The sequence below is a fragment of the Endozoicomonas atrinae genome (assembly GCF_001647025.1).
Classification (GTDB): domain Bacteria; phylum Pseudomonadota; class Gammaproteobacteria; order Pseudomonadales; family Endozoicomonadaceae; genus Endozoicomonas; species Endozoicomonas atrinae.
In genome coordinates this window covers 1-25,225 of sequence record NZ_LUKQ02000028.1, presented here as the reverse complement: position 1 = coordinate 25,225, position 25,225 = coordinate 1, and the positions used below count along the sequence as shown (strand labels likewise).

The following is a 25,225-nucleotide window of genomic DNA, read 5'->3' as shown; positions in this document are numbered from 1 at the left end:
TGCCCCCTCATAAGCATTTATGGGAGCCCTTAATTTCTGCCCTGAGACTATCGGCTCAACTCAGCCACGGTGTCGGCAAAAATCCCCATAAAGTCGGTAGCTTCCCGCTCCGTCTGACCGCCATTGTTCAGGAATGCCTTGAAAATGGTCTGCGATTTTTCCTCTCTGGCACGATCCAGAAAGTATTTAAGCTCCAGCTCCACACCCGCCTCTTCATCAAGAATAGACGCGGCCACAATATCCTTATACATGGCGATATCACGAAGATCGAGGCTGTTAATAATGGCAAGCTGATCATTAAGAAAACGATCCATCTCCGCTTTGGGTACATATTTGGTAATAATGTTTAAGCGCTCAGCTTCCTGGGCAGAATGATCACGCCCGGTTAATAAAGACTGCAGCGCTTTGCTGCGCCCCATACGACGGGTGTATTGCACACCACCCTGCCCTCCGGTGGGAATATTGACGCCGATTTCCGGCTGGGCAAAGACGGCATTCTCTGTACCAAACGACAGGTCACAGGCCATCACAAACTCATCGCCACCACCGCGTGCACACCCATCCACAATGGCAATGGAAAGCGGCTTGAGCTGTTTCAGTTTCTTAATCATCTGGCTGAATGCCATGCAGCCTGCCTGTCCATCCGGAGTACCATTGATAAGATTCAAATCAAAATGGGCAGAGAAGAACAGTGGGTTTGCAGATTTGAAGATCACAACTTTTGTGTCCGGATCCTTATCCACAGAAGCAAGGAACTGGTTGACCTCATTGATCAGGTCAATGGTGAGTACATTGGCAGGCGGGTTATTCAATACAGCAGTGGTAACACCAGTTTCTTTTGCAATATCTAATACACTCATCGAGACGAATTCCTCTAGGGATCGTGCTTAATGCGGATATTTTTACCAAACAGGTGTCATGTACTATAGACCATCCCCGGAAAGACCTTCCTACTGCATTGAGTTATAAACATACCTGATCACCCGTTACTTCGGGCGCCGTATTAAATTACTCTTAGTTCAGGAACATATCTGATCATCATTCAGGAGCAATAATGATAGGCTCATTGCCAGGATACTTTTGCTGCTTAAAGCTTTTGATAAAAGCATCCTGAAGCTCTTCACTAAGACAGAACTGATCCTCCTCTGGATAGACTACAAAGCTCGTAGCAGGATCACTTTCACAACTAATCACAACGGAGTGAATACCAGGGGATGAAAAACAGCGTTTCTCTGGATTATCAGGATCGGGCTTAACAATCTCCTGAACACAGGGCTCTACTTTCAAAGTGATAGAAAAAGATCCACGGGATGTAGCTCCCGGAGTCCCCTGCCTTACCTCCCCACGAATAGCTGGCTCCACAAAATAAAGGGCAACACCTAAAACAAGAATCAAAAACCATGAATATTTTTTGATGTTATAAATATGCATAAAGTCCTTTTGTTATCATTTGGATAACTCAACATGGCTTAAACGCCACATTGCACACCTCACACACTCTGCATTGACAAAACAACGCAGTCAAGGTTGTGAGGTAGACCTCAGACATATGCATCTCAATCCAGCAACTCAATATCCAGACTGGCCAGCAACCGGATCGCCTCATGACGTGAAAATCGGGCATTTTTAATCTTATTTGCATGAATATCGATGTCGTAGCCGGCCGACTCGGCAAAGCTGGCAGACGTCAGATCAGTGTTACTGAACAGGCTATGGGTAAAGTAGGTATAATCAAATACGCCATCACGGAAATCGCCCTCCCTGAAATCAACGTCATGTGCCTTACACGCTTCCATCCTGATCTCAGCCAGATCCAGACCAAAGAAGGATGAATCATTCAGAATGCACTGGAAAAACGCGATGGGTGAGGCCACTGAGATATTGGGCCAGGCCGCTTTAGTCCAATCAACACCAACCAGCTTGCTGCTTTTGAAAGCAACATCAGAAAAACGGCTGTAGTTCAACTTAACCAGACTGAGATTGCACTTTTCAAATTCACAATCAATAAAGCGGCACTTTTCAAACAACACCTCGCTGAAATCACAGTTCACAAAGGTACAGGCATCGAACTCGATCCCCTGGAATTTCCCATGGGCAAAGTCACCATCGCTGAAGGTTGTGGACAGGTATTCTGCGCCATTCTCAATAGTGCTTTTCATATCATCTTATATTTAACTGGGTAAAACGAAGCAGCATAGTACTTTATACAAATCAGCTATCCTGAAACTTTCTTACAAGAAAGAAAAGCGGTAATCACTCACCGCTTTCTATTGACCAAAAATTACAACCTGATCCAGGCATCCTGCCAGTACTGGCTGCTCCCTGGCGCATAGGCCGGGCTGGAACACCAGGCCGTGTAGGGCCAGGGCTTACACTCGTAGAGGGCATTATCGCTGCCAACCACGATATCGCCCGCTGCATAGCTGGCATTGGCATCGTACAGAGGGTACTCACCCGGAGGTGGTGTGACACCGCCTTCGACCTTCACCGTAAAGCCAGCCTCATAGCTTGCCGTTTCTCCGTCTGCAGTGGTTCCGTTTACCTTCAGGGTATAGCGGCCCGCTTCCGCATTACTGATGCTCATCGCAAGGTTGCTGTTGCCCGTTACGGAAAGACTGGCATTGCTGACCACATTGCCGCTTGAGTCCGTGATCACCGCATGCAGATCCATGGCTTCATTCACAGCAATCTGCAGCGAGAGGTTCACCAGACCATCAACCGCTGTGTATTCAGCAGCAACACCGGAAACGGTGATTTCAGCGTCAGGATCTGGCTGACCGCTGCCACCGCAGGAACTGTCAGAGACTTTACGCCATACGCCCCACTCTCCGGTCGTACCTGGCTCTTCACCCTGGGTCCACCAGCCGGCCTGCCACAGACTTCCGTTATGAGAAGCCTCATCGCCTTTCAAATAGATGGTGCCTGCATCCCAGGGGTTAGCGCAGCTGGTGCCATCCGATACGGTGACTTTCCGCTCAGCAGAAACCGCCTGACCCGCACTGTCGGTCACGGAATAGTTCACGCTATAAACACCAACAACGGACGTATTTACAGAACCTGACACACGGATTAACGATGTCAGATCACCGTCTTCAGCATCGGTAGCCGTAACACCCGCCATTTCATCAAATGGGGTATTGAGCTGGATAATTGTGTTGTCTACCCCGGAGAAAACGGGCTTCAGACTGTACACCTCCACAGAACGAACGGCAGGCGTTGTATTACCATCACTGTCCGTTACACGATAAGTGAGAGCATAGGTGCCTATCTCGTGGGTATCGACATAACCGTCAATGCGGATTTCCCCCGTCAGGTCACCATCTTCATTATCAATGGCAGAGACTCCGGCCATGGCATCAAAATCACTGCGATGCAGAACACGGACATTCTGAACCCCTTTCAATACCGGCTTACCCTCAACCGGCGGTGGCGTTGGTGAGTTGCTGTGGATAAATGGACCGTAGTCTTTAATAAACTGCTCATTGTAAGCGTTACCGGAGGCGTCGGTGCCCATATCCCAGTTGATCGACCAAGTCATCACACCACGCAGCCCCTGCCCCTGTGATTCAAGGCGCTTGAAGGCGTTGTATAGGTCCTGAGGGTCTTTGACAAAACCAGTAGCAGCGGCATCATTACTGGTTGGAATACCGAAAACCAGTCTGGAGTGTGGAATCTTATGAAAACCACGGGTGCCGTTTACCAGAGAGTCCGAGATGTAATAAATAAACTCTTCTTTTAATGCGTCGTTGTTCTGACCAATCCAGCCAATCCCATCAATCCAGATACCATCGCCACCCTGGTTGTAAAACTGAGGGTTGATCCAGTCGTAATAACCTTCGAGATTTTCAAGATAAACTTGCCACTATCGATCAGGTAAGGAAACTCCGGCGCCATGGTGATCAGGAAGTTTTTACCCTGCGCTTTGTAATGGTCTTTCACAATGCGCAGCGCTGCTGGAATTACTGTCTGATTATCTGCCGCGGTAACAGCAGCCTGCTCCAGGTCGATATCCAGACCATCAAAGCCATAGTAGTCAGTCAGCCGGATGATCTCATCCGCAAAAGGCTGTTCATCACCAGCCTGCAATTCAACATGGGCATCAGCACCGCCCAGGGCAATCAGCACAGAGCGGCCCTGATTATTCAGCTCAGCAATCTGATTAATGAACTGTTGCTCAGAAAGACCAATGGCCGGATCCAGGTGGAATGTTGGAATTCGACCTGCAGCCGTGTCGTACACTTTCATAAACGAGACGTTGACCACATTGTACATGGGGTCAACCTGATCCAGTTTCACACAGGGAGCATTACCACCCTGATAGCCCGAGCCATCGCACCAGTTGTGCCAGTAGCCCACAACCACGCCACTGTCCGGATTGACCATGGCCGAACCACTGGCCTGAAAAGTAGAGCCCTGTGCGGTCGCACCCATTGCAGCCAGTACGGCGGAAGTAGCCAGTTGTAATAATTTACGCTTGAACAAATTTCTGTTCCTTACACATTTCATTTACCCGCGCTTTTTATAAGCTATTGATTAACAAGGCAATAGCAATAAAAGGATCGGGTTCACAAATTATCGATAAAGATCAGAATAGACCGCTAAAGAATATACCCAAAGGATTTCAAGTCGCTACACGGCGGCAAAAGAGAGAGCGATGCCAGCAAAATCGTTCTTTGAAAGACGGTGAGTATGAAAACAGTTCACGGCTCAACAATCATCACACGCTGATACCCATCAATAATGGACTGGACGTTATCGACGCAGCCTCGTTGAATTCTCTGGTAATGAGCGATCGTTTTGTTGAGATACCGTCTGGCCACTTCAGCCTGCCCTGCGGTATCGGCCTTCCAGATATCATCACCAAAGGGGCTGATTGTTGATTGTCCATCACTGACCGAAGACACCAACAAAATCTCATAGAAGCGCTGGTTTTCTTCCACCAGCACTTCCTGCTTCAGGCTGAAGTTGAGCTCAATCAGCTGGTGCCGCACCATAAACTGGTGATAAACAGGACAAAGCAGGAAATCAATGGAATGACCCGGATACTGCTGAACCAACGCATGGATAAACTGAACCATCAAATCACCACCCACACCGGCAATAATCACCAGGTGCCGACCCTGATACTGATCCAGCGGTAAGGCTTTTACATCCAGACAATGGGTTTCCCAGACTGAGCTCATGTTTGGAAAAAAGCGTTCCAGTTTACGATCCAGCTCCGCCATCAATTCAGGCACAATATCCACAAAATGAATACACTCAGCAGCCTGCATTGATAACATTGCTGCCCCCAGAAAACCATGGTCACAGCAGCAGTCCCAGATATGGGTGTATCCAGGTTTCACCATGGAATTGATCTGTTTGAGTCGTTTGCTAAGTTTCAATGACACAACCTGCCCGATGAACCGAATGGTGAATAAGGAGGGATTGTAATGATTGTGTTGGCCGGTTGGGAGTAAAGCAGGGTTACAAGATAAAAATATGCACGGTTATCTTCAAAAAACATGAAAACCTATTCTCCATATCCAACCTCTATATTGCTTATTCACAGGGTGCCTAACCGCTGGAGAAACTCAGACTTTACTTCCTGACAGTCAGTTTGCAATATTCATTGATAAAGCTGATCCCTAATATGTAAGTCAAGAGTATACCTTTGGTTCTTTGGGGCCTCTCCCTTTTCAGACACTTCAAATTCCATCCATAAAAATTCTAGTCTCCTGTGCGACCGACCTGCTTTGTGTTTCATAGACTTTAACAATTCGCTCCGCGATTTCTTTTGCCCCCTTAATCGTTGGCTCAGGAATGGTACACCCATAATCAGGTCTGCGATGACTATTATCAAAATCAGACAGATCAATAACTTCATCAAATGCGGGTTTCAGAGAAGGCAGTAAAAATCGCTTACCTATACTTGCTGCGCCATTTATTAACGCAGAGCTCAGATATAGTGCTCCCCACCTTAATGACCAGGATCCATCCAGCGGAGGCGTCATCGTATACGGCGCAACATAGTTGACTTTTCTGGCTCCTAACTCCCTATATCGACAGGCAATGGAAACTAAGTTATTTCGCAGAGTCCAAGGACCAACAGGAAGGCCTCCGTTGTTTACCACATCATTCCCACCAGCACTGACAAACACATAGCTACCTTTAATATCTTTTTGTACATTAACTTTGGGCTCTTTTGGACCCTCCCCTCCTGTATCGCAATATTCCTTCAAACGAGTGGAGTACGGCTGGGTGGAATCATAGTCCACACAGTAAAATTCTCTGTCCGTACAATAAAAGGGTCCATTATGATTGCGAATTTTTAAATAACCATCCTCACTTTTTAGCGCTGCTAACAAAGATGTCGTTGTCGTTTCTTCCAGAGATCGATCATCAACTAAAACGTTAGCTCCATTTCTTACCAGCTTTACCTCTTTAATAATATTACGTGGCAGCTTAAGCTGCCCCTCAATACACTCCTCTCCTGGATTCACCATCTCATTGATGAACTGACCAACAGTATTAGGACCACAACCATTCCAGCTATGACAATCGAAATGAGAGTCACCTGAAAGTATTAGATGATCTGGCTCAATGACTGATATATCTCGTTGCCCCCATTTTTTTCGAGAAGGATCAGCAGGATATGAGTTTGTCCCCTGTAATTCATAAGCCGAAAGAGCATTACTGCTGCTAGCCTCTAGCATAAAACTACCCTCATAAACTACTTGAAAGTTACTCAGAATAGGTGCAAAAAAGTGCAGTCTTACCTTCGGTAACCCATGGTGCTACTTGCGTTTATTTTGGAGAAGCGGGATTTATTAGAAGTTTGCTAATTTTTTCCCCAGGAACTCAAGTATAGATCGATTTACCTCCTCTGATTTTTCAATATTGACACCATGGCCAGCATTAAACTCAACAGAGTTAGCCTGTTTAACAAGCTGGAGTATGCGTTTGATATCCTCTGGAGACACATCCTCATCTTGGTTTCCCCATAGAACCAAGACCGGGAGATTATTTAACTGCGGGTAGATGTCTTGATAGCCCAGCAAATAATCATTCCTTATTAAGGACAGGTAAAAGCGTTCAAAACCGATAATTTGAGTTTGCTGCTCATACCGATCACCATAACTGTCATCAGCTCCTGAGTCGCTGAAAAAACGTCTGATTTTCTTTACCGCATCCGGCACCTGAAAAACACGTAAACGCCATTCACCATAAAAAGGCACATGGTATTTTCTCAACGCGCTTCCATCTTTTGCATAGTCCAGTACAGGGGCAATTAGCACCAGTTTTTCTACCCTATCAGGGTTACTAACCGTAAAGGTAGCCACTACAGGCGCTCCTGAGGATTGACCTACAAGAGTCACAGGCTTATCTATCGACAGTGCTTCAAGTAACTCTTTAAGTTGTCTCTGGTGCAATTCACGGTCATATTCAACATTCGGTCGATCAGAATAACCCCGCCCATACTGGTCATACCTGAGTACTCGGAAACCAGCACCAGTCAATGCCGCCACCTGTTTATCCCACAGGAACATGGGAACCGTTCCACCATGAACCAGCACAACCATCGGTCCGTTCTCCGGCCCACTGATTTCATAATGGGTAAAGCCATCCGATAATTGGATATAACTTCCACCAAAATCCGATCTGTTTTTTTCATCAAGCAATATCCATTCTCGATCGTTAGCGACATAGATAACAAGAGAACAAATCAGCGCTACTAAACAGATGCCAAGGATTCCCCAAAACAGTCCTGAAACATGCCGTGGTTGGAACATATTCCTTCCTCATATAAGAAGCGTGTTTTTATAATTGTAGGACAAGCACATTTAGACACTTGCTTGGAAAGTGGGAGAAAGAAGGGTTGTAATAATCGTACTGGTCGGTTGGGAACAGGGTTAAAATATACACAGTCTTCATCAAATTATCCCTAAAAGACATGAGCACCCAATTGCTTAACTCGCCGGTAAATCGTTTATTCACCTGTGCTATACCGTTTGAGGAATTCAGTAATCTCTTCCTGGCAGTCAGTTTGGATTACTCTCTTATGAAACTGCCCCCCAGTGTGCAGATCAAGAGTATACCTTTGGTTCTTTGAATCCTCTCGCTTTTCAGGCATCTCAAAATCCACCCATAAAAATAATGACTGCTCACCTAAGTGGCAAACAAAACATGGGCACTCATCATTCTTGTAACTTTGATCAATGAATGAGCCTGGCAAATCTATTCCAAGGTTAAAGCCACAGCCAAATACCTGCTGATACAACACGAGCCTAATCCTGAACTTAGAGTTTTTATTCGAGCTATTAAATTAGGTCAGCATTTTTGGTTAGTCCAAACGAATACCATATAAATTTATTCCTGGTACCATAATGCTTTACATTCAATATCTCAGTCTCCAATGTCCATTTCCGAAGAGCTTCAGTCTGACAGCAAAGCGTATCCTGAGAACCAGCGAACTTTTAAAGTCCCTGCTAATGCTTATGTGACTGCCCTTACCCAATACATCTGCACCCAACTCTCAGATAAGTTGTCTCATTTTGCTAATGCAGACCAGTTTGAAGACAGCATCCAGTTGACACAACTTATTGCCACAACGATTGATTCTGGTTCAAAGAACTTAAGCCTACCGTTACGCCGTGTACTTTTTTCAGAAGATGAGAGCCTTCAGTTACCACTCTATGATGACTTTTCCTTAACTTCTCCCTCTTTGATAACAAATGACAAAACGGCAAAAAGCAACTTTTTTAAGAATCTCAAGTTCGAGCTGCAGACCTCAGACCACTTTCATTTCATGGTGAGCTTCATTCGTTCATCTGGCCTTCAGCTACTACTAAGCCCTCTAGAATACTTTCGTCAGCGGGGAAAAAAGGGACGGATTCTAACCTCCGTTTATATGAATATCACTGAGCCCTCTGCACTCAGAAAGCTCATTGAGCAACCGCACATAGAAACCCGAGTATACTCTGCAGGCAGAGAGTCTTTTCATACAAAGGCCTATCTTTTTGAGCGTCAAACACACACTAATAGCTGCGCCCTGATAGGGTCATCAAATATCTCCCATGCAGCACTTAAAAGTGGTGAAGAATGGAATGTAAAGATCCCTCGTTCCAGCTCTTCTAATATCTATGATCAAGCCATTACCCGCTTTGAATCCCTCTGGGACTCAGAAGACTCTGTTCCTCTAACTGACAGCTTTATTGAGCGATACGAAGCGTACCTTTCAGAACACGCAGCAGAGGAAGTCAAAACCAAAAGCACATTTGATTTTCTCAAGCAAAGCCAGTTGCCAAAAAAACACCATACTCCACTGAGCATCAGCCCAAATAAAATGCAGCTGCAGGCGCTTGATAACTTGGCTCTGTCTCGCCAAAAAGGTGAAAGTCGTGCGGTCGCTATCGCCGCAACTGGTACTGGAAAAACGTTTCTCGCAGCATTTGATGCTCACCAATGCAATGCGAAGCAGGTTCTGTTTATTGCCCATCGGGATGAACTTTTGGAAGGTGCAATCGAAGCCTTCTCCACCGTATTTGGCACAAGGGCTCTCTGTGGCAAGTTTACGGGAAAAAGTAAAGAAACCGACAAACAATTTATCTTCAGTACCGTACAAACCTTATTCAGAGACAGCAATCTGCAACAGTTCTCGCCAGATACGTTTGACTACATGGTCGTTGATGAGTTTCACCATGCGCAAGCTGGTACCTACCAAAAAATTATCAACTATTTTACGCCCAGATTCCTGCTCGGAATGACAGCCACACCCGAACGTATGGACGGTAGAGATGTTCTCAAGCTATGCAACTATAATATTGTCTGCGATATTCGCTTGAAAGAAGCTCTATCGCTCGACTTGCTAGCCCCTTTCCACTATTTCGGAGTGGCAGATGAAACCGTTGACTACGACCAGATAGAAAAGCAAGCTGGCGGTCAGTTTATTGAAGCTAAGCTGGTCAATAAACTCAACACTCCAGAGCGAGTTAATTACATTATCGAGCAGATTCGCAAATTCAGCTTTCATGGCCAACGTCGATGCATACTTGGATTCTGTGTAAATCGAGCCCATGCGGAGTTTATGAGTCGTTCATTCAATGAGCGAGGTATAAATAGCACCGTTTTAACCGGTCTCTCTGATCCTCAGAAGCGCCAGAGAGAAATCAAAAATTTACAAGATATTACCCACCCCTTAGAAGCAATTTTTACTGTTGATATCTTCAATGAAGGTGTCGATATTCCTCAGGTGAATTTATTATTGTTCTTGAGACCCACTGAATCATCCACCATTTTTATTCAACAACTTGGACGAGGACTACGGAAAGCAGAAGGAAAGGAGTACGTTACCGTTCTGGATTTCATTGGAAATTATCAGAACTCTTACATGGTACCTCTGGCTCTGAGTGGGGAAAGTGGTCGAAGGGATTTCGATAAAGAAACACTAAAAAGAGCAGTTACCAATGAATTTGCAGATTTACCCGCAGGCTGCTATGTAGAGCTGGATGAGGTTGCCAAAGAGAAGATAATTTCCAAGCTGGACAGCATTCGTCTGGATAGAGCTGAATATCTAAAACAACTGTATATCCAATTCAAAAAGGATCTCGGTGTCTCACCTGAATTAATGGACTTCTACACATCTGAAAATGCCCCAAACCCAAATTTCTTCTTTTCAAAGTTTGGCTCGCTCTTTAATACGAAAAATCAGTGTCATGATAAAGAAGGTAATCCGCCTGAGCTTCAGGAAAACCAACTTCTCCAAGAGGTCGCTGAACGACTGGAAGCTATGTGCCCATTGAAGTGGCCTTATGAATTTATTGCCCTGCACCTAGCCACGGAAGAAAAACGCGCGATAATTAATACTGATGACATTATTCATGAGCTAACTCGTTATTTTAACCAAAGTATACGCACCGAGCAGCATGAAGCGTTGATCACGTCAGCAATGAAGTCCCTGACTCTATGTCATGGAAAAATGACATGGGCTTTTGGCTCCATAAATAATGGTGCCCTGGAAATAGACAGCCAGATCATTGCTTTGATTCATAGCACCCAATTTGCACAAAGCTATATCCGGGAGCGTATAAACTATGGTTTAAAATTCTTCAGGCGTCACTTTAAACCTGAAGCGTTCCTGGCTGAGGGTGAGCGCTTTATTCGCTACCAGAACTATACTCGGAACGATATTCAGTTCCTTTCTGGCGACACTGCAAAGCGGGGAACTTGGCGTGAAGGCGTAAAACGGATAGGCCAGAACTACTTTCTGTTTATTAATTTAAATAAAGACGAAGATGTCGATGCCCATCTTCATTATAAAGATTACTTTATGGATCCCAGGACCTTCCACTGGCAAAGCCAGAACCAGACATCGCACAGCTCAAGCGTTGGTCAGCACTTCATCCACCATAAACAGGAAAACTACCAGATCCACCTTTTTGTTCGAAAGCAAGTCAAGCAGTACAACATAACCTTACCTTTTATGTATCTTGGACAGGTTGATTATGTCAGCAGCTCGGGAGACAAGCCCATGAGCATCGTCTGGAAATTACAGAACGCCGTACCGCTGAATATTTTTGAAGACCTTACTGAGTAAGCATCTGGCCTGAGATCTCAGGCCATTCTTCAAGAAAGGGTTGCAGCTTCCTGTTGCTGAACGACCAACCGGTCAACAGCTGGGATATCAGCTGGAGCCCAAACTAAACTTTGCAAGCTACTCACTGGCAGCCATAATAATGCAGCGTGTTCGCTGGCAACCGGCTCACCTCCAACCACTTTGGCATGAAATGTACGTAGATTAATGATGAAACCACCATAATCGTGTGTGGTATTTTCGACCATACCCGCCACTTCTATATCACAGGAAAGCTCTTCACGAATCTCTCGACAAAGGGTTTCTTCTGGTTGTTCACCTTCCTCAATTTTTCCACCAGGAAATTCCCAAAGGTTGGGCAAGCTCATCTGTGATGAGCGTAGGGCACAAAGAACTCTATTACTATCATCTCGAATAATTGCTCCAACCACTTTAATGGTTTTCTTCACTCATAAACTCCTTAGTTATTCAAAATACAAGTATAGATATCAAGATAACTAGCTGGCTATAACACAAATGAACTCAAATACTTTTACTTAAGCCAAGAGAACGACATTTTGATTCTGGTCAAATAGAACTTAAACATCCTAGCCCTTTGTTGAGGCTTTATGGCTTCTATTCTGGAGTACACTCTACAAATAAGAGAAAAACATGAAAATTCGTAAACCCATACACTCCTTTATGACACTAAATCATTACCGAAACCTACTCAAGGAATACTGTGATGAGTATAGTTTTGATCATGAGTTCATTTTCCCTGACTTCAACCGTGAGTCATTGGAACTTTGGAGACAACGTACCTCTCCCGAAGAAGCTGTCTATCAATATGCTCTTTCAACAGATATAGGCTTACCCAGAAAACTCGAGCCATTGATAGAGCAAACATACGTCGTGTACTGGTCAACCAAACTGTATGAGGGCGATATAAACCTTTATGATCAGTATGAGATATTCGAAAACGAACGCTCTGCCCAAAAGAAATACTTATCAATTATCCAAAACGATAAAGTCTATTGTGCTGGCTGGTCACCAGTTCATACATCCACTGACTGGAATTAAAATAATCTGGACACTTTTTCGACACTTCACCAATCTAAGCAAACAGCACAAAAAGAAAAACCCCGTAAATCAATGATCTACGGGGCTCATATTTGGTGGAGGCGGCGGGACTTGAACCCGCGTCCGCCAGCTCTACGCCTTCGGCTCTACATGCTTAGTTTCCGTTATTAAGTTAACGCAGAACGACCCAACGGTCAGGGTGACACTGCGCGATCCTGTAGATTTAACCCACCGGTTCCAGGAAGACCGATGTGGCGATTCTATTTTCGGTAACGATCAATTTCCACCCAACAGACAAGACAGAATGATCGGGAGAAGGCTGTTATTAGGCAGCCATTGCTCCGTTGAAGCTATTATCGTTAGCAACTCTACGTTTGTAGCGTTTTGATTTACGAGAGCCGCTACGCCCTCGACATGCACCTTAGGTTTCGTAACCGTCGTCGAATCCTGATCGCCCCCAGTAACAAAACTCTGTCGTATTTATGCCAAAAGCGAATAACAAAAGCAACTGTGTTTAGTACATAAGTACTTTTACACTGCAAAAAATGCCATTGTCGTTAAATTTTTCTGGAAAAAGACTGCAAAAGTCTTCTATACAGACTTCTGAACCAGAATGGAGTCAAAAGAGAGAAATGATTATCTCGAAAGTATTTCTGGGGAACCACAAAGAACACGAAGAGCACTAAGCGTATAAAAGGGTGCATCGTAGCCCCAAGGCCTCTTCCGGTTTTGAGAGTGTCGAATGGTTATGGGAATGAAGTCTTAAGAAACCGTAATATCAGAAGGAAGATGAAGAAAGGAGGTTATCAGCCGCGGTGCATGACCCGCTGCTTTTCAATGTTCCACTCACGCTCTTTGGTGGCTGCACGCTTATCAAACTCTTTCTTACCGCGGGCAAGCGCGATCTGGCATTTGACCAGGTGGCCTTTCCAGTAGAGTTTGGTCGCGATACAGGCATGACCTTTCTGCTGAGTGACCGAGAACAGGTTTGCCAGTTCTCTGCGGTTCAGCAGCAGTTTACGGTCACGCAGAGGATCCGCCACAACATGAGTGGATGCGGTGATCAACGGTGTGATCTGGGCGCCAATCAACCAGGCTTCGCCATCTTTCAGCAGGACGTAACTGTCTATCAGCTGGACTTTGCCCTGCCGGAGACTTTTCACTTCCCATCCTGCGAGGGAAATGCCTGCTTCGAAAGTCTCGTCGATGTGAAAATCGTGACGGGCTTTCTTGTTGACGACGATGGATGAATCGCCCTGTTTGCCTTTCTTTGAACTTTTTGCCATGGCGCGGATTATAGGAGCAGCTTATCGTAAAGTCACTAATTCTGGGGGATCCGGACCGGTTTCGACAATAGCGCCGGATCAACGAATGTTTAGCATAGTGAATATTTCTGCATTTAATAACCACAATATTCAAAAAACTCTATTTTGACCGATTAGACGGCAAAAACGGTTGAGATGTAGTGCCTAACCGGTACAATGGCGACCAAACCTGTCTGATCTTCTCCGCTCTTCCATCAGCAGGCTGTTTCATCTGAGGTAGTCTTTATCGCTGATTGTTCGGTTTGGAGGTTTGCCGGGATTGTGCTGTTCCCGTGAAAATCTCGCGTGGCAATTGTTCAAGAAGCAAGAAGCCGTCTGAAATGCAGTGTGACTGTTCTGGTTTTCGACAACTGGCCATGATTGATAAAGATGGTCTCTGCTGTATCACAGCGTGTTATCCATAATAATTATTATTCTGTGTTGTCTGACCATACCTGCCTTTCAAACGGCCTCTGAGTAAAATAATTCGACTCATTGGGGAACTCATGTCTGGACAAAATCCAACGGCATCGAAAAAAACCTGGGCTAATCGCTGGACCTTTCTGCTCGCCGCGGCAGGCTCTGCTATCGGTCTGGGCAACATCTGGAAATTTCCATACATCGCCGGACAATACGGTGGTGGCGCCTTCGTTATGCTTTACCTGCTGTGTATCGCCATTATGGGTGTCCCACTGCTGATGGCGGAAACGGCTATTGGCCGTCATACCCGGCTTAGTCCCCTTAATGCCATTCGCAAGCTGACCAGTGACCTGGGCGCTTCCAAACTGTGGGGCATTATCGGCTGGATGGGTATGCTCGCCGGCTTCCTGATTCTCTCTTTCTACAGTGTGATCGCTGGCTGGTCCCTTTCTTATGCCTGGGACATTGTGACCGGAGCGTTCAGTGGCATGACCACCGATCAGGTTGGCGACGCTTTTGGTGGACTTGTGTCGTCTGCCCCACGTCAGATTTTCTGGCACACCGCCTTTATGGTGATCACCCTGGTGATTACGGCGCGTGGTATCCACAAAGGCCTTGAGAAAGGTCTGCAGGTGATGATGCCCGCCCTGTTTGCATTGCTGCTGGTCATGCTGGGCTACAGCATGCTGGAAACCGGGCAGTTTATGCGCGGCTTTGACTTTATGTTCTCCGTGGATTTCTCCAAGGTTACCGGTGAAGCCTTTGTTGCTGCATTAGGTCAGGCGTTCTTTACCCTTAGCCTGGGTATGTGCTGCCTGATGGCTTATGGCGCCTATATGCCGGCCAATAACTCGATTCCAAGAACCGCGATTAACGTTGCTGCCCTGGATACGTTGATGGCCATTATCTCCGGCCTGATTGTATTCCCAATCGTCTTTGCTTACGGTCTGGAACCCTCTGCTGGCCCTGGCCTGCTGTTTGTTTCCCTGACGGCTGCCTTTGTGCACATGCCCATGGGTGAGCTGTTTGGCTTCCTGTTCTTTGTTCTGGTAGGTATCGCTGCACTGAGCTCTGCTATCTCCCTGGTTGAACCGGCTCTGGCCTGGCTGATCGAGCGCACACCGCTGAGCCGTACCGTCGCGACGGTGATTCTCTGTGCGGCCATCTGGTTTGTTGGCCTGGGTACCGTGTTCTCCATGAGCGGTGACCTGACCTTCACACTGTTCGACAAGAACTTCTTTGATCTGCTGGATTACTTCACCAGTAATATCCTGCTGCCTGTAGGTGGCCTGCTGATCTCTATCTTTGCGGGCTGGGTAATGAAGCGCTCTACGCTGATGAAAGAGTTGGGCCTGAGCGTGGGCGTCTTCAATCTGTGGCGCGCCATGATTCGTGTGATCGTACCGCTGTGTGTGTTGACGGTGTTGATTACTACCCTGTTCTAAATACTGTCTATTAATCCGAGGGCCGGAATGGGTTATCCTATCCGGCCTTTTTTATGAAAGGCTCTTTCTATGCCAAGGATTTCCCGTTCCGCACTGGTCATGTATTCCGCTGAACAGATGTATGATCTGGTCAGTGATATTGAGTCGTATGCAGAATTTCTGCCGGGTTGTGCCGGTGGCCGCATTGACCGTCAGGAAGGTGAGCAGCTGGAAGCTACCCTGGAAGTGGCCAAATCGGGCCTGCGTCACAGCTTTTCGACAAGGAACAAAATGATCCCCGGGAAGTCTATTGAGATGCAACTGCTGGAAGGGCCATTTAAACACTTATCCGGTGTCTGGACATTTCAGCCCCTGGGCGACGATGGATGCAAGGTATCTCTGGAGCTTGAGTTTGAGATGAGCAACAAGCTGACTCAGGCAACGCTGGGAGGACTGATCGGCCAGATGATGAACGCCATGGTGGATGCCTTTGGCAAGAGAGCGAAGCAGATTTATGGCTAAGATGTTAATGGATGAACCCACTATCCACGTGGAAGTGGCCTATGCCAGAGCCCATGAACAGAAGATTATTGCGCTGAAGGTCAAAGAGGGAACGACTGTCCTCGATGCAGCTAGAGCGTCAGGCATCATCGATTACTTTCCGGAGATTAACCTGGATGAGGCGAAGCTGGGCATCTTTGGCAAGGCTGTATTAAAGCCCGGAGAGCAGGCGCTGAGAGAAGGCGAACGGGTAGAGATTTACCGCCCCTTGATTGCCGACCCCAAAGAGGTTCGCAAACGCAGGGCTGAACAGGCAAAACAGAAGAAGTCAGCTTAGGAAAGCAAGAACTGAGAGTGTTCTTCCGGATTAAATAGTATCAGCAGTGATTACTGCTGATTAGTCCCAGGTCTGAGGTCACCCTGGATAGAGCGGAGCTGGTCGTTTTCAAAAAGCAGCGTTACCGTTTTCTGTTCACGGCTCTTGCCACCGGGCTGCAGGCTGTAGACGTAATCCCAGCGATGGCTGTTAAAGGTGTCTTCCAGCAGGGGAGTACCCATAACATACTGCACCTGAGCACGGGTCATACCCGGACGGAGCTGGTCAACCATTTCCTGGGTAATGACATTTCCCTGCTGAATATCAATTTTATAGGCACCGGGGAAACTGATAAGCTTTGAACCACTGTCCGTGGAGCTGGCACACCCTGTCAGAAGGGTGATTGAAAAAAGCGAGGCGGCCAGGGCGATCGTGGTTTTTTGCATCGGTTTCAGACTTCCACTATCTTGCTCAAAAATGACTAGCAGCCTGCTCGCAGAGCAAAATGAAAAAGCTGCACGAAAATGTGATAATAGCAGGATTATCTTGCAAAGGGTTAGGGAAACGTGTTGGAAAATCAAGAGTTGCGCAAAGCAGGACTTAAAGTCACCCTGCCTCGAGTGAAGATTCTGCAGATCCTTGAAGGCGCCGAAGACAAGCATATGTCGGCGGAAGATGTGTACAAGGCTCTGCTGGAAGCGGAAGAGGATGTGGGCCTGGCAACAGTCTACCGGGTGCTGACCCAGTTTGAGAGTGCCGGTCTGGTGGTTCGCCATAACTTTGATGGCGGTCACTCCGTGTTTGAGCTCTCCCGCGGAGAGCACCATGACCATATGGTGTGCATGGAAACCGGAGACGTTATCGAGTTTATTGACGAAGAGATTGAAAAGCGTCAGCACGCCATTGCTGAAGAACACGGTTTTGAAATCGTGGATCACAATCTGGTGATCTATGTACGACCAAAGAAGAAAAAATAAACATCAGAATAAGAAGACTAGAAGTAATCAGGCTTTCTAACCTTTGAGATTACCCCCGACATTTGCCGGGGGTTTCTTTTATGCCTGAGCCTGAAAGAGCATTTCCTGGGCGTGACTCAACGTCGGCGCGGTCAGTTCCACACCACCCAGCATTCGGGCAATTTCGTGGACACGATGTTCGCCGTCCAGCTTGAGAATACGGGTACTGGACGTTTTACGGCTGACTTTTTTACTGACGTGAAGGTGCTGATGAGCCTGGGAGGCCACTTGAGGCTGATGGGTAACACACAACACCTGTCCGCTTTTACCCACTTCTCTCAGCATACTGCCCACGATCTCTGCAGTGCCACCTCCGATTCCTACATCCACCTCATCAAACACCAGCGTTGGGGTTGACGCGGTTTGCGCAATAATCACCTGAATCGCCAGGCTGATACGGGAAAGCTCTCCACCGGAAGCCACTTTTCCAAGAGGGCGCGGAGACTGCCCCGGGTTGGTGGTCACCAGAAACTCAATGGATTCAAAACCCTGAGAAGCAACGGTACGATCGGGAATTTCTGTCAGCTCGACGCAGAATTTACCCTTGGGCATGCCCAACAATGCGATCCGTTCAGACACCTGCTTTTCCAGTTTTCGAGCAGCTGCTCTGCGCTTGGCCGACAACTTTTCTGCCAACTGATTGTGTTTTTTCTGCTGCTGTTCCAGGGAAAGTTCCAGACCGGCTACCTGCTCGTCATGACACTGAACTTTTTCCAGTTCTTCGCTGATCTGCTGCTGTTTTTCCAGCAGCTCTTCTGGCTGGACACGGTGCTTCCGGGCCAGATCAAAAATAGCACTGAGCCGGTCTTCAATTTCACGGGCTCTTTCCGGATCAGCATCAAAGTGATCAATAAAATGATTCAGCTCGCCAACCGCTTCTTCTACCTGGATCTGAGCAGATGACAGCATATCCAGAGAGTTATTGATGGCCGCATGTTCAATCTGCAATTCACTGAGGCGATGCAGGCAGAAAGAAAGCTGCTGCAGCAGGTTATCTCCATCATCACTGGTACAAACCTGGGTGACCTGATGACAGGCCGATAAGGTTGCACCGGCCTGAGACTGCTGGCGATGCTCCTGCTCCAATTGCTCAACTTCACCGGGCTGAAGGCTTAACTGCTCCAGCTCATTCAATTGATAACTCAGCAGTTGAACCCGCTCTTCCCTATCCTGCTGATCCGATAATAATGTATGTAGCTGTTCTCGGGTCTGGCGATAATCCGCAGCTATCCCTGAAACTTCTCGAGAGAGTGCCAACGAACCGGCAAATTCATCCAGCAGCTCGGCGTGATTGCTCTTTTTCAATAGTGATTGGTGGGCATGCTGGCTGTGAATATCAATTAGCAGTTCCCCCAAACCCTTCAATTCCGAAAGCGTAACGGGTATGCCATTGATATAACCGCGGGAGCGCCCTTCTCGGGTGACAACCCGGCGAAGAATACATTCCGCAGTGGATGATTCATTACGGCCACCACTCTCACCATCGTAATCCCGCTCCTGCAACCACTCTCTGGCAGCAGGTATGCGCTGAAGATCAAAGCAGACACGGATATCGGCCCGGTCAGCACCATCCCGCACACAGTCGCTGTCAGCCCGACCTCCCAGGGCCAGCCCAAGGGCGTCCAGCATGATGGATTTACCGGCACCGGTTTCGCCGGTGATGGCAGTCATTCCGGGATTGATGTCCAGGTTCAGGTGGTCAACGATGGCGTAGTTGCTGATGGAAATTTGGTTCAGCATGGCAGCTCTCACGATCCCAATTGAATATCGGGTTACTGTTTATTTATACAGTAAACTCAAAACCCGAATTGGTAAAGAAAATTTCCCCTTGAATAAGCTGCCATGACCCCCATATTAGGCTATCAGTTGATATTTACTTTCGCCCTGGGGCCATACAGAAGCGCCACGGCTCAAAACACGAAGACACGTTCCAGCCGGCACATCAGGCTGGATTGAAATCCGGAGAAACGTTGGAATGACTGTAGAAAACACCAAAGCAGAAGATCAGGTCGAGAAACCTGAAGCCACTGAGGCTGAAACCTCTGCAGATGTTGAAGCAGCCGTCGTTGACCCTATTCTGGAGGAAGCTCCGGAAATTGAAGCACAGGCCATCGACGATACCGCCAGACGTATTGAAGAACTGGAAGAGCAGCTTGCTCAGGCCAAGGATCAGACTCTGCGCGCCCATGCCGAAGCCATGAACACCAAGCGACGCGCAGAGCAGGACGTCGAGAAAGCGCACAAGTTCGCACTGGAGAAGTTCGTCAACGAACTGATTCCTGTGGTCGAGAGCCTGGAAAAAGGCATTGAGAGCGCAGAACAGGGTGAAGGTCAGCATGAAACCATGCTCGAAGGCATGCGCCTGACCTACAAACAGCTGCTGGATGCCCTGGCAAAATTCAATGTTGAGCAGGTTAACCCTGAAGGCCAGCCGTTCGACCCGAATTTCCATCAGGCCATCTCCATGGTGCCAAACCCGGACATGGAACCAAACACGGTGATGAACGTCTTCCAGAAGGGCTACACACTGCACGGTCGAGTTATCCGACCTGCCATGGTTGTGGTTTCCAAAGCAGCTTAAATAAATCTCGCTGTCGGGTTGTTTCAAGGACGAGAATCTTGAATCAGCCCCTTGAAAAAGAAAATGCCGCTCCCATATAGCAAACCAAGATCGTGGTAATCACCACCTAAACGCTGTTTCACCAGGCTCAACGTCGGTTGAAACCATTGGGAAGCGAACAAAGATTTCAAAGTTTTCCGCCCTGATTATGGGCGATGGAGAGACTCAAAATGAGTAAAGGCAGAATTATCGGTATTGACCTGGGTACCACCAACTCCTGTGTGGCTATCCTGGACGGTGAAAAATCCAAAGTTATTGAAAACGCAGAAGGCGCACGTACTACGCCTTCCATCATCGCCTACACCGACGATGGCGAAATTCTGGTAGGCCAGCCAGCCAAGCGCCAGGCGGTTACCAACCCTGACAACACCCTGTTTGCCATCAAGCGTCTGATCGGCCGTCGCTTCAAAGACGACGTCGTTCAGAAAGACATCAAGATGGTTCCTTACAAAATCGTCGAAGCGGACAACGGCGACGCATGGGTTGAGGTTAAGGGTGACAAGAAAGCCCCACCTCAGATCTCTGCCGAAATTCTGAAGAAGATGAAGAAAACGGCTGAAGACTACCTGGGCGAGCCAGTGACTGAAGCTGTTATTACCGTTCCTGCTTACTTCAACGATTCTCAGCGTCAGGCGACCAAAGACGCTGGCCGTATCGCGGGTCTGGACGTTAAGCGTATCATCAACGAGCCAACGGCTGCCGCGCTGGCTTACGGCATGGACAAGAAGAAAGGCGACCAGACCATCGCGGTTTATGACCTGGGTGGCGGTACTTTCGACGTGTCCATCATCGAAATCGCTGACGTAGACGGCGAGCACCAGTTTGAAGTACTGGCCACCAACGGTGACACCTTCCTGGGTGGTGAAGACTTCGACCTGCGCCTGATCGAATACCTTGCAGACGAATTCAAGAAAGACCAGGGCATCGACCTGAAAGGTGACCCACTGGCCATGCAGCGTCTGAAAGAAGCCGCTGAAAAAGCCAAGATTGAACTGTCTTCTACTCAGCAGACTGACGTCAACCTGCCTTACATCACTGCCGATGCGACCGGTCCTAAGCACCTGAACGTTAAAGTCAGCCGTGCCAAGCTGGAATCTCTGGTAGAAGACCTGGTTGCCCGCTCCCTGGAGCCATGCCGTATCGCGGTGAAAGACTCTGACCTCGACCTGTCTGACATCGACGAAGTTATCCTGGTTGGTGGTCAGACCCGTATGCCACTGGTTCAACAGAAAGTGGCCGAGTTCTTTGGTAAAGAGCCTCGCAAGGACGTAAACCCTGACGAAGCGGTTGCCATGGGTGCTTCCATTCAGGCAGCGGTTCTGGCTGGTGACGTTAAAGACGTTCTGCTGCTGGACGTAACTCCGCTGACCCTGGGTATCGAAACCATGGGCGGCGTAATGACTCCGCTGATCGAAAAGAACACCACCATCCCGACCAAAAAGTCTCAGGTGTTCTCTACGGCTGATGACAATCAGGGTGCAGTAACCATTCACGTTCTGCAGGGTGAACGTAAGCAGGCTGCTCATAACAAGTCCCTGGGCCGTTTTGACCTGGCAGACATTCCTCCAGCACCGCGTGGCATGCCACAGATCGAAGTCAGCTTCGACCTGGATGCTAACGGTATTCTGAATGTTTCTGCAAAAGACAAGGCAACTGGCAAAGAACAGTCTATTGTCATCAAGGCATCTTCTGGTCTGTCTGACGAAGAAATCGATCAAATGGTCAAGGATGCTGAAGCCAACGCGGCAGACGACAAGAAGTTCGAAGAACTGGCTGCTGCCCGTAACCAGGCTGATGGTCTGGCTCACGCTACCCGCAAGACGCTTGAAGAAGCTGGTGACAAGGCCACTGAAGAAGAGAAGGCTGCTATCACCAAGGCTATCGAAGACGTTGAAGCTGCTGTCAAAGGTGACGATAAGGAAGAAATCGAAGCCAAGACCAAGGCTCTGTCTGAAGCGTCTGCAGGTCTGGCCCAGAAGATGTATGCTGAAGCTCAGCAACAGCAGGGCGAAGCCCAGGCTGACGCCGGTGCTGGTCAGAAAGCGGATGCTGCTGACGACGCCGTTGATGCTGAGTTTGAAGAAGTAAAGGATGACAAGAAGTAAGACCAAATCGATCATCAATGACTGATGATCAGGGTCTGTTGACGCTTCGTTGCGTACTCAGCGAATCAGGGCGCTCCTATGATGAGGCGCAGCATTGCAGGAAGGCTGGTTGCCTTTCAAAATGCTGCAACAAAGTCATAGGGGCGCCCTGATTCGCCCTATGGGTGGTTCAGAAAAGCGCCATCTGCATTGTCAGACTTGCTTGACGTAGACTAACTACGAACTGCACAAGTCTTTCGCGCATATGACGGTTTTCTGAATCACTGAGTCGAGCAACGAAGCGCCAACAGACCCTGGGTCACAACGCGGGATTAATACCGATCAAGTCTTCTAACCTCGTATACGGTTAGCTGAACTGAAAGACAACGAAGCAACGAGTCATAGTCGCCACTATGGTAAGTAGCATTAACGATGGATTTCAGTTCAGGTTACCAGTGCAATACGACCCCAGAAGACACGATGGGTTTAACTCCCGCGTTGTCGTATATATCAAAAATGATGGCTTTGTCAGACTTGACCATGAATCCAGTTAGCTCTGTGTTTTCATGCTCGACTGGTGAATGCAGGTAGCTCAGGGTTTATCTGATGTCAAAACGCGACTACTACGAAGTGCTGGGTGTAGACAGGAGCGCTTCGGACAAGGACATAAAAAAGGCCTATCGTCGTATGGCCATGAAGCATCACCCGGACCGTAACCCGGGTGATAAAGCAGCGGAAGAGAGCTTCAAGGAAATTAACGAAGCGTTTGAAATTCTTTCCGACAGCCAGAAAAAAGCGGCCTACGATCAGTATGGCCATGCCGGTGTTGACCCGAACATGGGCGGCATGGGCGGTGCTGGCGGTTTTGCCGGTGGCAATTTCGGTGATATTTTCGGGGATGTCTTTGGTGACATTTTCGGTGCTGGCGGTGGTCGCAGCCGCAGCTCCGTCCAGCGTGGTGCAGATCTCCGCTATCAGCTGGAACTCAGCCTTGAAGAAGCCGTTCGCGGTGTCACCAAGAAAATTCGTATTCCTACTCTGGTCAGCTGTACTGAATGTGACGGCTCCGGCGCGAAAAAAGGCACCCAGCCTGTTGGTTGTACCACCTGTGGGGGCATTGGCCAGGTGCGTATGCAACAGGGCTTCTTCTCTGTTCAACAGACCTGCCCTGACTGTCGCGGCACTGGCAAGATGATCAAAGATCCCTGCCATGCCTGTCACGGTGAAGGCCGCGTTCAGGAATACAAGACACTGTCTGTTAAAATCCCACCGGGTGTTGATACTGGCGACCGCATCCGCCTCGCGGGTGAAGGCGAAGCCGGCAGCAATGGTGGCCCTGCTGGTGATCTTTATGTTCAGGTCAGTGTTGCCGATCATCCGATCTTCCAGCGTGATGGCAAGCATCTGTACTGCGAAGTACCCATTACGTTTGTGGACGCAGCACTGGGCGGCGAATTGGAAGTTCCGACCCTTGAAGGTCGAGTGAAACTGAAGATTCCTGAAGAAACACAGACCGGCAAGCTGTTCCGCCTGCGCGGCAAGGGCGTTGTACCTGTGCGTGGTGGCAGTGCCGGTGATCTCATGTGCCGCGTTGTGGTTGAGACGCCAGTGAAACTGACCGAGCGTCAGAAAGAGCTGCTCAAGGAGCTGGATGACACCTTCAAAAAAGAAGGTGCCGGTCACCAGTCGCCTAAAAAGCAGTCCTTCTTCGATGGCGTGAAAAAGTTCTTTGATGATATGACTTCCTGATCTCCAGTTCCCTTCGCTAAGAATCAGCCCCTGAACTCAGGGGCTTTTTTATTTCCCCCTCAGTTTATACCAATTGCATTTTCTAAATCCCTATTGCGCTGTTGATCCGGACAGAAATTCTACGTTAAAGCTCCTTGCCATAGCTTCGGCTATGACTCGTCACTTTGCCTTGCCTTCCTACCCGGATCACCATGCTCACAACGGGTTTAGAAAATTTAATTGGTATTATTTTTCTCTCTGATGATTAGACGATATACCGGATAGGTTTCATCCTGCCACACGGCGGGAAGTGAGAAATACCTGAAGGACAAAGGCTTAACATCACACAATCGCTTTAATAATCAGGGAATCGAGTTTGATTTCCAGCCCTTCCAGCTGAGTAACGCCTTCATCAAAATAGCTGGAGCTAACACTTTTAAAACCATTGGCCAGTAACGATTCCTTGATGTCTGCTAGAGGGCGTATATGAAACCCATACCGGGTATAAGGTAGCGCTTTAAGGCATTGCTCGGAGCGAATGCCAAAAACAGCTCGACTGCCAGGCTTCAGCCACTTTTTGATATTCCGGAATAAAGCATCCAGATCATCAAGAAAATACAGCGTATTAACCACAATCAGGCCATCCACTGACGCTGGTTCAATGGCTGCACTCATCACATCACTATTGAGGATCGTTACCGTTTCAGACTGATGATTCATCAGGTTTGCTTCTGCCTCACGAGCCATATCAGCAGATAGCTCTAAACCAATATAAGTTCCACTCCCCCCCAGTGCTTTAACAATAGGTAGTGAAAGCATACCGTTACCCGACCCTACTTCAACTATGTACTCACCAGCAGCAGGTGCAAGCTGCTCAATACTGCGCTCCGTGATAAAGGCATTAACATCGTTCATCTCTTCAGCAAGGGCTTTGCCCTCTTTATCTGAAGGACAGGAAAGCTGAAGTGCAAGAGCCTGAAGCTGCTGGTCGTCCAAAACGTTCCCCCCTGGTTAAAATCCAAATAGAGCAGCTATTATTTAAACACAAAAAAAATCCTGATTACCACCTAACCTAAGCTATCTTCTCGTCTAAACTTACGACACTGGTTTTCCTTGAATTAGGAGACGTGTCATGGCCAAAAACAAAATCCAGTTTCAGAAAGGCATGAGCCTTGTGGAGT

At 47.8% G+C, this 25,225-nt stretch carries 23 protein-coding genes and 1 other RNA gene; 9 read left to right on the top strand and 15 right to left on the bottom strand.

Annotated elements, in window-relative coordinates:
- Positions 1–47: 47 nt before the first annotated feature.
- The 9 genes from AK963_RS05980 to AK963_RS05945 form a co-directional block, all read right to left on the bottom strand.
- Positions 48–860 carry an enoyl-CoA hydratase/isomerase family protein gene (locus AK963_RS05980; RefSeq protein ID WP_066014552.1) on the bottom strand — a complete coding sequence of 271 codons (813 nt, stop codon included), beginning with the start codon at positions 858–860 and terminating at the stop codon, positions 48–50.
- A gap of 178 nt (positions 861–1,038) precedes the next feature.
- Entirely contained in the window at positions 1,039–1,431 is a 393-nt protein-coding gene (locus tag AK963_RS05975; protein ID WP_066014551.1) for a hypothetical protein, read from the bottom strand.
- A gap of 125 nt (positions 1,432–1,556) precedes the next feature.
- Entirely contained in the window at positions 1,557–2,159 is a 603-nt protein-coding gene (locus AK963_RS05970; protein WP_083232495.1) for a pentapeptide repeat-containing protein, read from the bottom strand.
- Between the two features lie 122 nt (positions 2,160–2,281).
- Entirely contained in the window at positions 2,282–3,538 is a 1,257-nt protein-coding gene (locus AK963_RS35110) for an immunoglobulin-like domain-containing protein (protein ID WP_274520498.1), read from the bottom strand.
- Positions 3,539–3,735: 197 nt separating this feature from the next.
- A complete protein-coding gene (locus AK963_RS35105) occupies positions 3,736–4,482 on the bottom strand; it encodes a glycosyl hydrolase family 18 protein (RefSeq protein WP_274520497.1) in 747 nt (248 codons plus the stop codon).
- 218 nt (positions 4,483–4,700) lie between these two features.
- Positions 4,701–5,384, bottom strand: a complete 684-nt coding sequence (locus AK963_RS05960; protein WP_066014550.1) for a tRNA (adenine(22)-N(1))-methyltransferase — start codon at positions 5,382–5,384, stop codon at positions 4,701–4,703.
- A gap of 303 nt (positions 5,385–5,687) precedes the next feature.
- The gene (locus AK963_RS05955) at positions 5,688–6,695 is read right to left on the bottom strand and encodes an SGNH/GDSL hydrolase family protein (RefSeq protein WP_066014549.1); all 1,008 of its coding nucleotides are present in this window, start codon (positions 6,693–6,695) and stop codon (positions 5,688–5,690) included.
- A gap of 114 nt (positions 6,696–6,809) precedes the next feature.
- The gene (locus AK963_RS05950) at positions 6,810–7,772 is read right to left on the bottom strand and encodes an alpha/beta fold hydrolase (protein ID WP_066014548.1); all 963 of its coding nucleotides are present in this window, start codon (positions 7,770–7,772) and stop codon (positions 6,810–6,812) included.
- Between the two features lie 197 nt (positions 7,773–7,969).
- Positions 7,970–8,263 (bottom strand): hypothetical protein, encoded by a 294-nt coding sequence (locus AK963_RS05945; protein ID WP_066014547.1) that lies wholly within the window; start codon positions 8,261–8,263, stop codon positions 7,970–7,972.
- A 132-nt stretch (positions 8,264–8,395) separates the two neighbouring features.
- On the opposite strand from AK963_RS05945, the gene AK963_RS05940 reads away from it, so the two are divergent.
- On the top strand, positions 8,396–11,575 hold the full coding sequence (locus tag AK963_RS05940; RefSeq protein ID WP_066014546.1) for a DUF3427 domain-containing protein: 3,180 nt from the start codon (positions 8,396–8,398) through the stop codon (positions 11,573–11,575).
- A 29-nt stretch (positions 11,576–11,604) separates the two neighbouring features.
- Here the strand turns inward: AK963_RS05940 and AK963_RS05935 are convergent, their stop codons facing one another.
- Positions 11,605–12,021, bottom strand: a complete 417-nt coding sequence (locus AK963_RS05935) for a (deoxy)nucleoside triphosphate pyrophosphohydrolase (protein WP_066014545.1) — start codon at positions 12,019–12,021, stop codon at positions 11,605–11,607.
- 202 nt (positions 12,022–12,223) lie between these two features.
- Here AK963_RS05935 and AK963_RS05930 point away from each other — a divergent pair, with 202 nt between their 5' ends.
- On the top strand, positions 12,224–12,631 hold the full coding sequence (locus AK963_RS05930; RefSeq protein WP_066014544.1) for a hypothetical protein: 408 nt from the start codon (positions 12,224–12,226) through the stop codon (positions 12,629–12,631).
- 93 nt (positions 12,632–12,724) lie between these two features.
- Here the strand turns inward: AK963_RS05930 and ssrA are convergent.
- Positions 12,725–13,090, bottom strand: a transfer-messenger RNA (tmRNA) gene (gene ssrA / locus AK963_RS05925).
- 347 nt (positions 13,091–13,437) lie between these two features.
- A complete protein-coding gene (gene smpB, locus AK963_RS05920) occupies positions 13,438–13,917 on the bottom strand; it encodes an SsrA-binding protein SmpB (RefSeq protein WP_066014543.1) in 480 nt (159 codons plus the stop codon).
- A gap of 524 nt (positions 13,918–14,441) precedes the next feature.
- Here smpB and AK963_RS05915 point away from each other — a divergent pair.
- The 3 genes from AK963_RS05915 to AK963_RS05905 all read left to right on the top strand — a co-directional run bounded on the left by AK963_RS05915 (position 14,442) and on the right by AK963_RS05905 (position 16,617).
- A complete protein-coding gene (locus tag AK963_RS05915; protein ID WP_066014542.1) occupies positions 14,442–15,800 on the top strand; it encodes a sodium-dependent transporter in 1,359 nt (452 codons plus the stop codon).
- A gap of 69 nt (positions 15,801–15,869) precedes the next feature.
- Positions 15,870–16,301 carry a type II toxin-antitoxin system RatA family toxin gene (locus AK963_RS05910; RefSeq protein ID WP_066014541.1) on the top strand — a complete coding sequence of 144 codons (432 nt, stop codon included), beginning with the start codon at positions 15,870–15,872 and terminating at the stop codon, positions 16,299–16,301.
- Positions 16,294–16,617 carry an RnfH family protein gene (locus tag AK963_RS05905; protein WP_238593651.1) on the top strand — a complete coding sequence of 108 codons (324 nt, stop codon included), beginning with the start codon at positions 16,294–16,296 and terminating at the stop codon, positions 16,615–16,617. Before AK963_RS05910 ends, AK963_RS05905 begins: the two co-directional genes overlap by 8 nt.
- Before the next feature lie 50 nt (positions 16,618–16,667).
- Here AK963_RS05905 and AK963_RS05900 read toward each other — a convergent pair whose 3' ends face one another.
- Positions 16,668–17,042, bottom strand: coding sequence for an outer membrane protein assembly factor BamE (locus tag AK963_RS05900; RefSeq protein WP_066014540.1), 375 nt, complete (start codon positions 17,040–17,042; stop codon positions 16,668–16,670).
- Between the two features lie 123 nt (positions 17,043–17,165).
- Between AK963_RS05900 and fur the strand changes: the two genes are divergently transcribed.
- A complete protein-coding gene (gene fur / locus AK963_RS05895) occupies positions 17,166–17,573 on the top strand; it encodes a ferric iron uptake transcriptional regulator (RefSeq protein WP_066014565.1) in 408 nt (135 codons plus the stop codon).
- A 78-nt stretch (positions 17,574–17,651) separates the two neighbouring features.
- On the opposite strand, the gene recN is transcribed toward fur, so the two are convergent.
- Positions 17,652–19,352 (bottom strand): DNA repair protein RecN, encoded by a 1,701-nt coding sequence (gene recN / locus AK963_RS05890; RefSeq protein ID WP_066014539.1) that lies wholly within the window; start codon positions 19,350–19,352, stop codon positions 17,652–17,654.
- 235 nt (positions 19,353–19,587) lie between these two features.
- Here recN and grpE point away from each other — a divergent pair, with 235 nt between their 5' ends.
- The 3 genes from grpE to dnaJ all read left to right on the top strand — a co-directional run bounded on the left by grpE (position 19,588) and on the right by dnaJ (position 24,065).
- Positions 19,588–20,193 (top strand): nucleotide exchange factor GrpE, encoded by a 606-nt coding sequence (grpE, locus tag AK963_RS05885; protein WP_066014538.1) that lies wholly within the window; start codon positions 19,588–19,590, stop codon positions 20,191–20,193.
- Positions 20,194–20,402: 209 nt separating this feature from the next.
- Positions 20,403–22,337, top strand: a complete 1,935-nt coding sequence (dnaK, locus tag AK963_RS05880; RefSeq protein ID WP_066014537.1) for a molecular chaperone DnaK — start codon at positions 20,403–20,405, stop codon at positions 22,335–22,337.
- A 585-nt stretch (positions 22,338–22,922) separates the two neighbouring features.
- On the top strand, positions 22,923–24,065 hold the full coding sequence (gene dnaJ / locus AK963_RS05875; protein WP_066014536.1) for a molecular chaperone DnaJ: 1,143 nt from the start codon (positions 22,923–22,925) through the stop codon (positions 24,063–24,065).
- A gap of 321 nt (positions 24,066–24,386) precedes the next feature.
- Here the strand turns inward: dnaJ and AK963_RS05870 are convergent, their stop codons facing one another.
- Positions 24,387–25,040 (bottom strand): class I SAM-dependent methyltransferase, encoded by a 654-nt coding sequence (locus tag AK963_RS05870; protein WP_066014535.1) that lies wholly within the window; start codon positions 25,038–25,040, stop codon positions 24,387–24,389.
- Positions 25,041–25,225 lie beyond the last annotated feature (185 nt).

What these genes read in the sequence shown, in the direction of transcription:
- AK963_RS05915 (WP_066014542.1), top strand. Translation starts at nt 14,442, where the DNA reads ATGTCTGGACAAAATCCAACGGCATCGAAAAAAACCTGGGCTAATCGC.
- AK963_RS05905 (WP_238593651.1), top strand. Translation starts at nt 16,294, where the DNA reads ATGGCTAAGATGTTAATGGATGAACCCACTATCCACGTGGAAGTGGCC.
- AK963_RS05900 (WP_066014540.1), bottom strand. Translation starts at nt 17,042, where the DNA reads ATGCAAAAAACCACGATCGCCCTGGCCGCCTCGCTTTTTTCAATCACC.
- recN (WP_066014539.1), bottom strand. Translation starts at nt 19,352, where the DNA reads ATGCTGAACCAAATTTCCATCAGCAACTACGCCATCGTTGACCACCTG.
- AK963_RS05975 (WP_066014551.1), bottom strand. Translation starts at nt 1,431, where the DNA reads ATGCATATTTATAACATCAAAAAATATTCATGGTTTTTGATTCTTGTT.
- AK963_RS05910 (WP_066014541.1), top strand. Translation starts at nt 15,870, where the DNA reads ATGCCAAGGATTTCCCGTTCCGCACTGGTCATGTATTCCGCTGAACAG.
- smpB (WP_066014543.1), bottom strand. Translation starts at nt 13,917, where the DNA reads ATGGCAAAAAGTTCAAAGAAAGGCAAACAGGGCGATTCATCCATCGTC.
- AK963_RS05950 (WP_066014548.1), bottom strand. Translation starts at nt 7,772, where the DNA reads ATGTTCCAACCACGGCATGTTTCAGGACTGTTTTGGGGAATCCTTGGC.
- AK963_RS05930 (WP_066014544.1), top strand. Translation starts at nt 12,224, where the DNA reads ATGAAAATTCGTAAACCCATACACTCCTTTATGACACTAAATCATTAC.
- AK963_RS05970 (WP_083232495.1), bottom strand. Translation starts at nt 2,159, where the DNA reads ATGAAAAGCACTATTGAGAATGGCGCAGAATACCTGTCCACAACCTTC.
- AK963_RS05955 (WP_066014549.1), bottom strand. Translation starts at nt 6,695, where the DNA reads ATGCTAGAGGCTAGCAGCAGTAATGCTCTTTCGGCTTATGAATTACAG.
- dnaJ (WP_066014536.1), top strand. Translation starts at nt 22,923, where the DNA reads ATGTCAAAACGCGACTACTACGAAGTGCTGGGTGTAGACAGGAGCGCT.
- AK963_RS05980 (WP_066014552.1), bottom strand. Translation starts at nt 860, where the DNA reads ATGAGTGTATTAGATATTGCAAAAGAAACTGGTGTTACCACTGCTGTA.
- grpE (WP_066014538.1), top strand. Translation starts at nt 19,588, where the DNA reads ATGACTGTAGAAAACACCAAAGCAGAAGATCAGGTCGAGAAACCTGAA.
- dnaK (WP_066014537.1), top strand. Translation starts at nt 20,403, where the DNA reads ATGAGTAAAGGCAGAATTATCGGTATTGACCTGGGTACCACCAACTCC.
- AK963_RS05940 (WP_066014546.1), top strand. Translation starts at nt 8,396, where the DNA reads ATGTCCATTTCCGAAGAGCTTCAGTCTGACAGCAAAGCGTATCCTGAG.
- AK963_RS35110 (WP_274520498.1), bottom strand. Translation starts at nt 3,538, where the DNA reads ATGACTTGGTCGATCAACTGGGATATGGGCACCGACGCCTCCGGTAAC.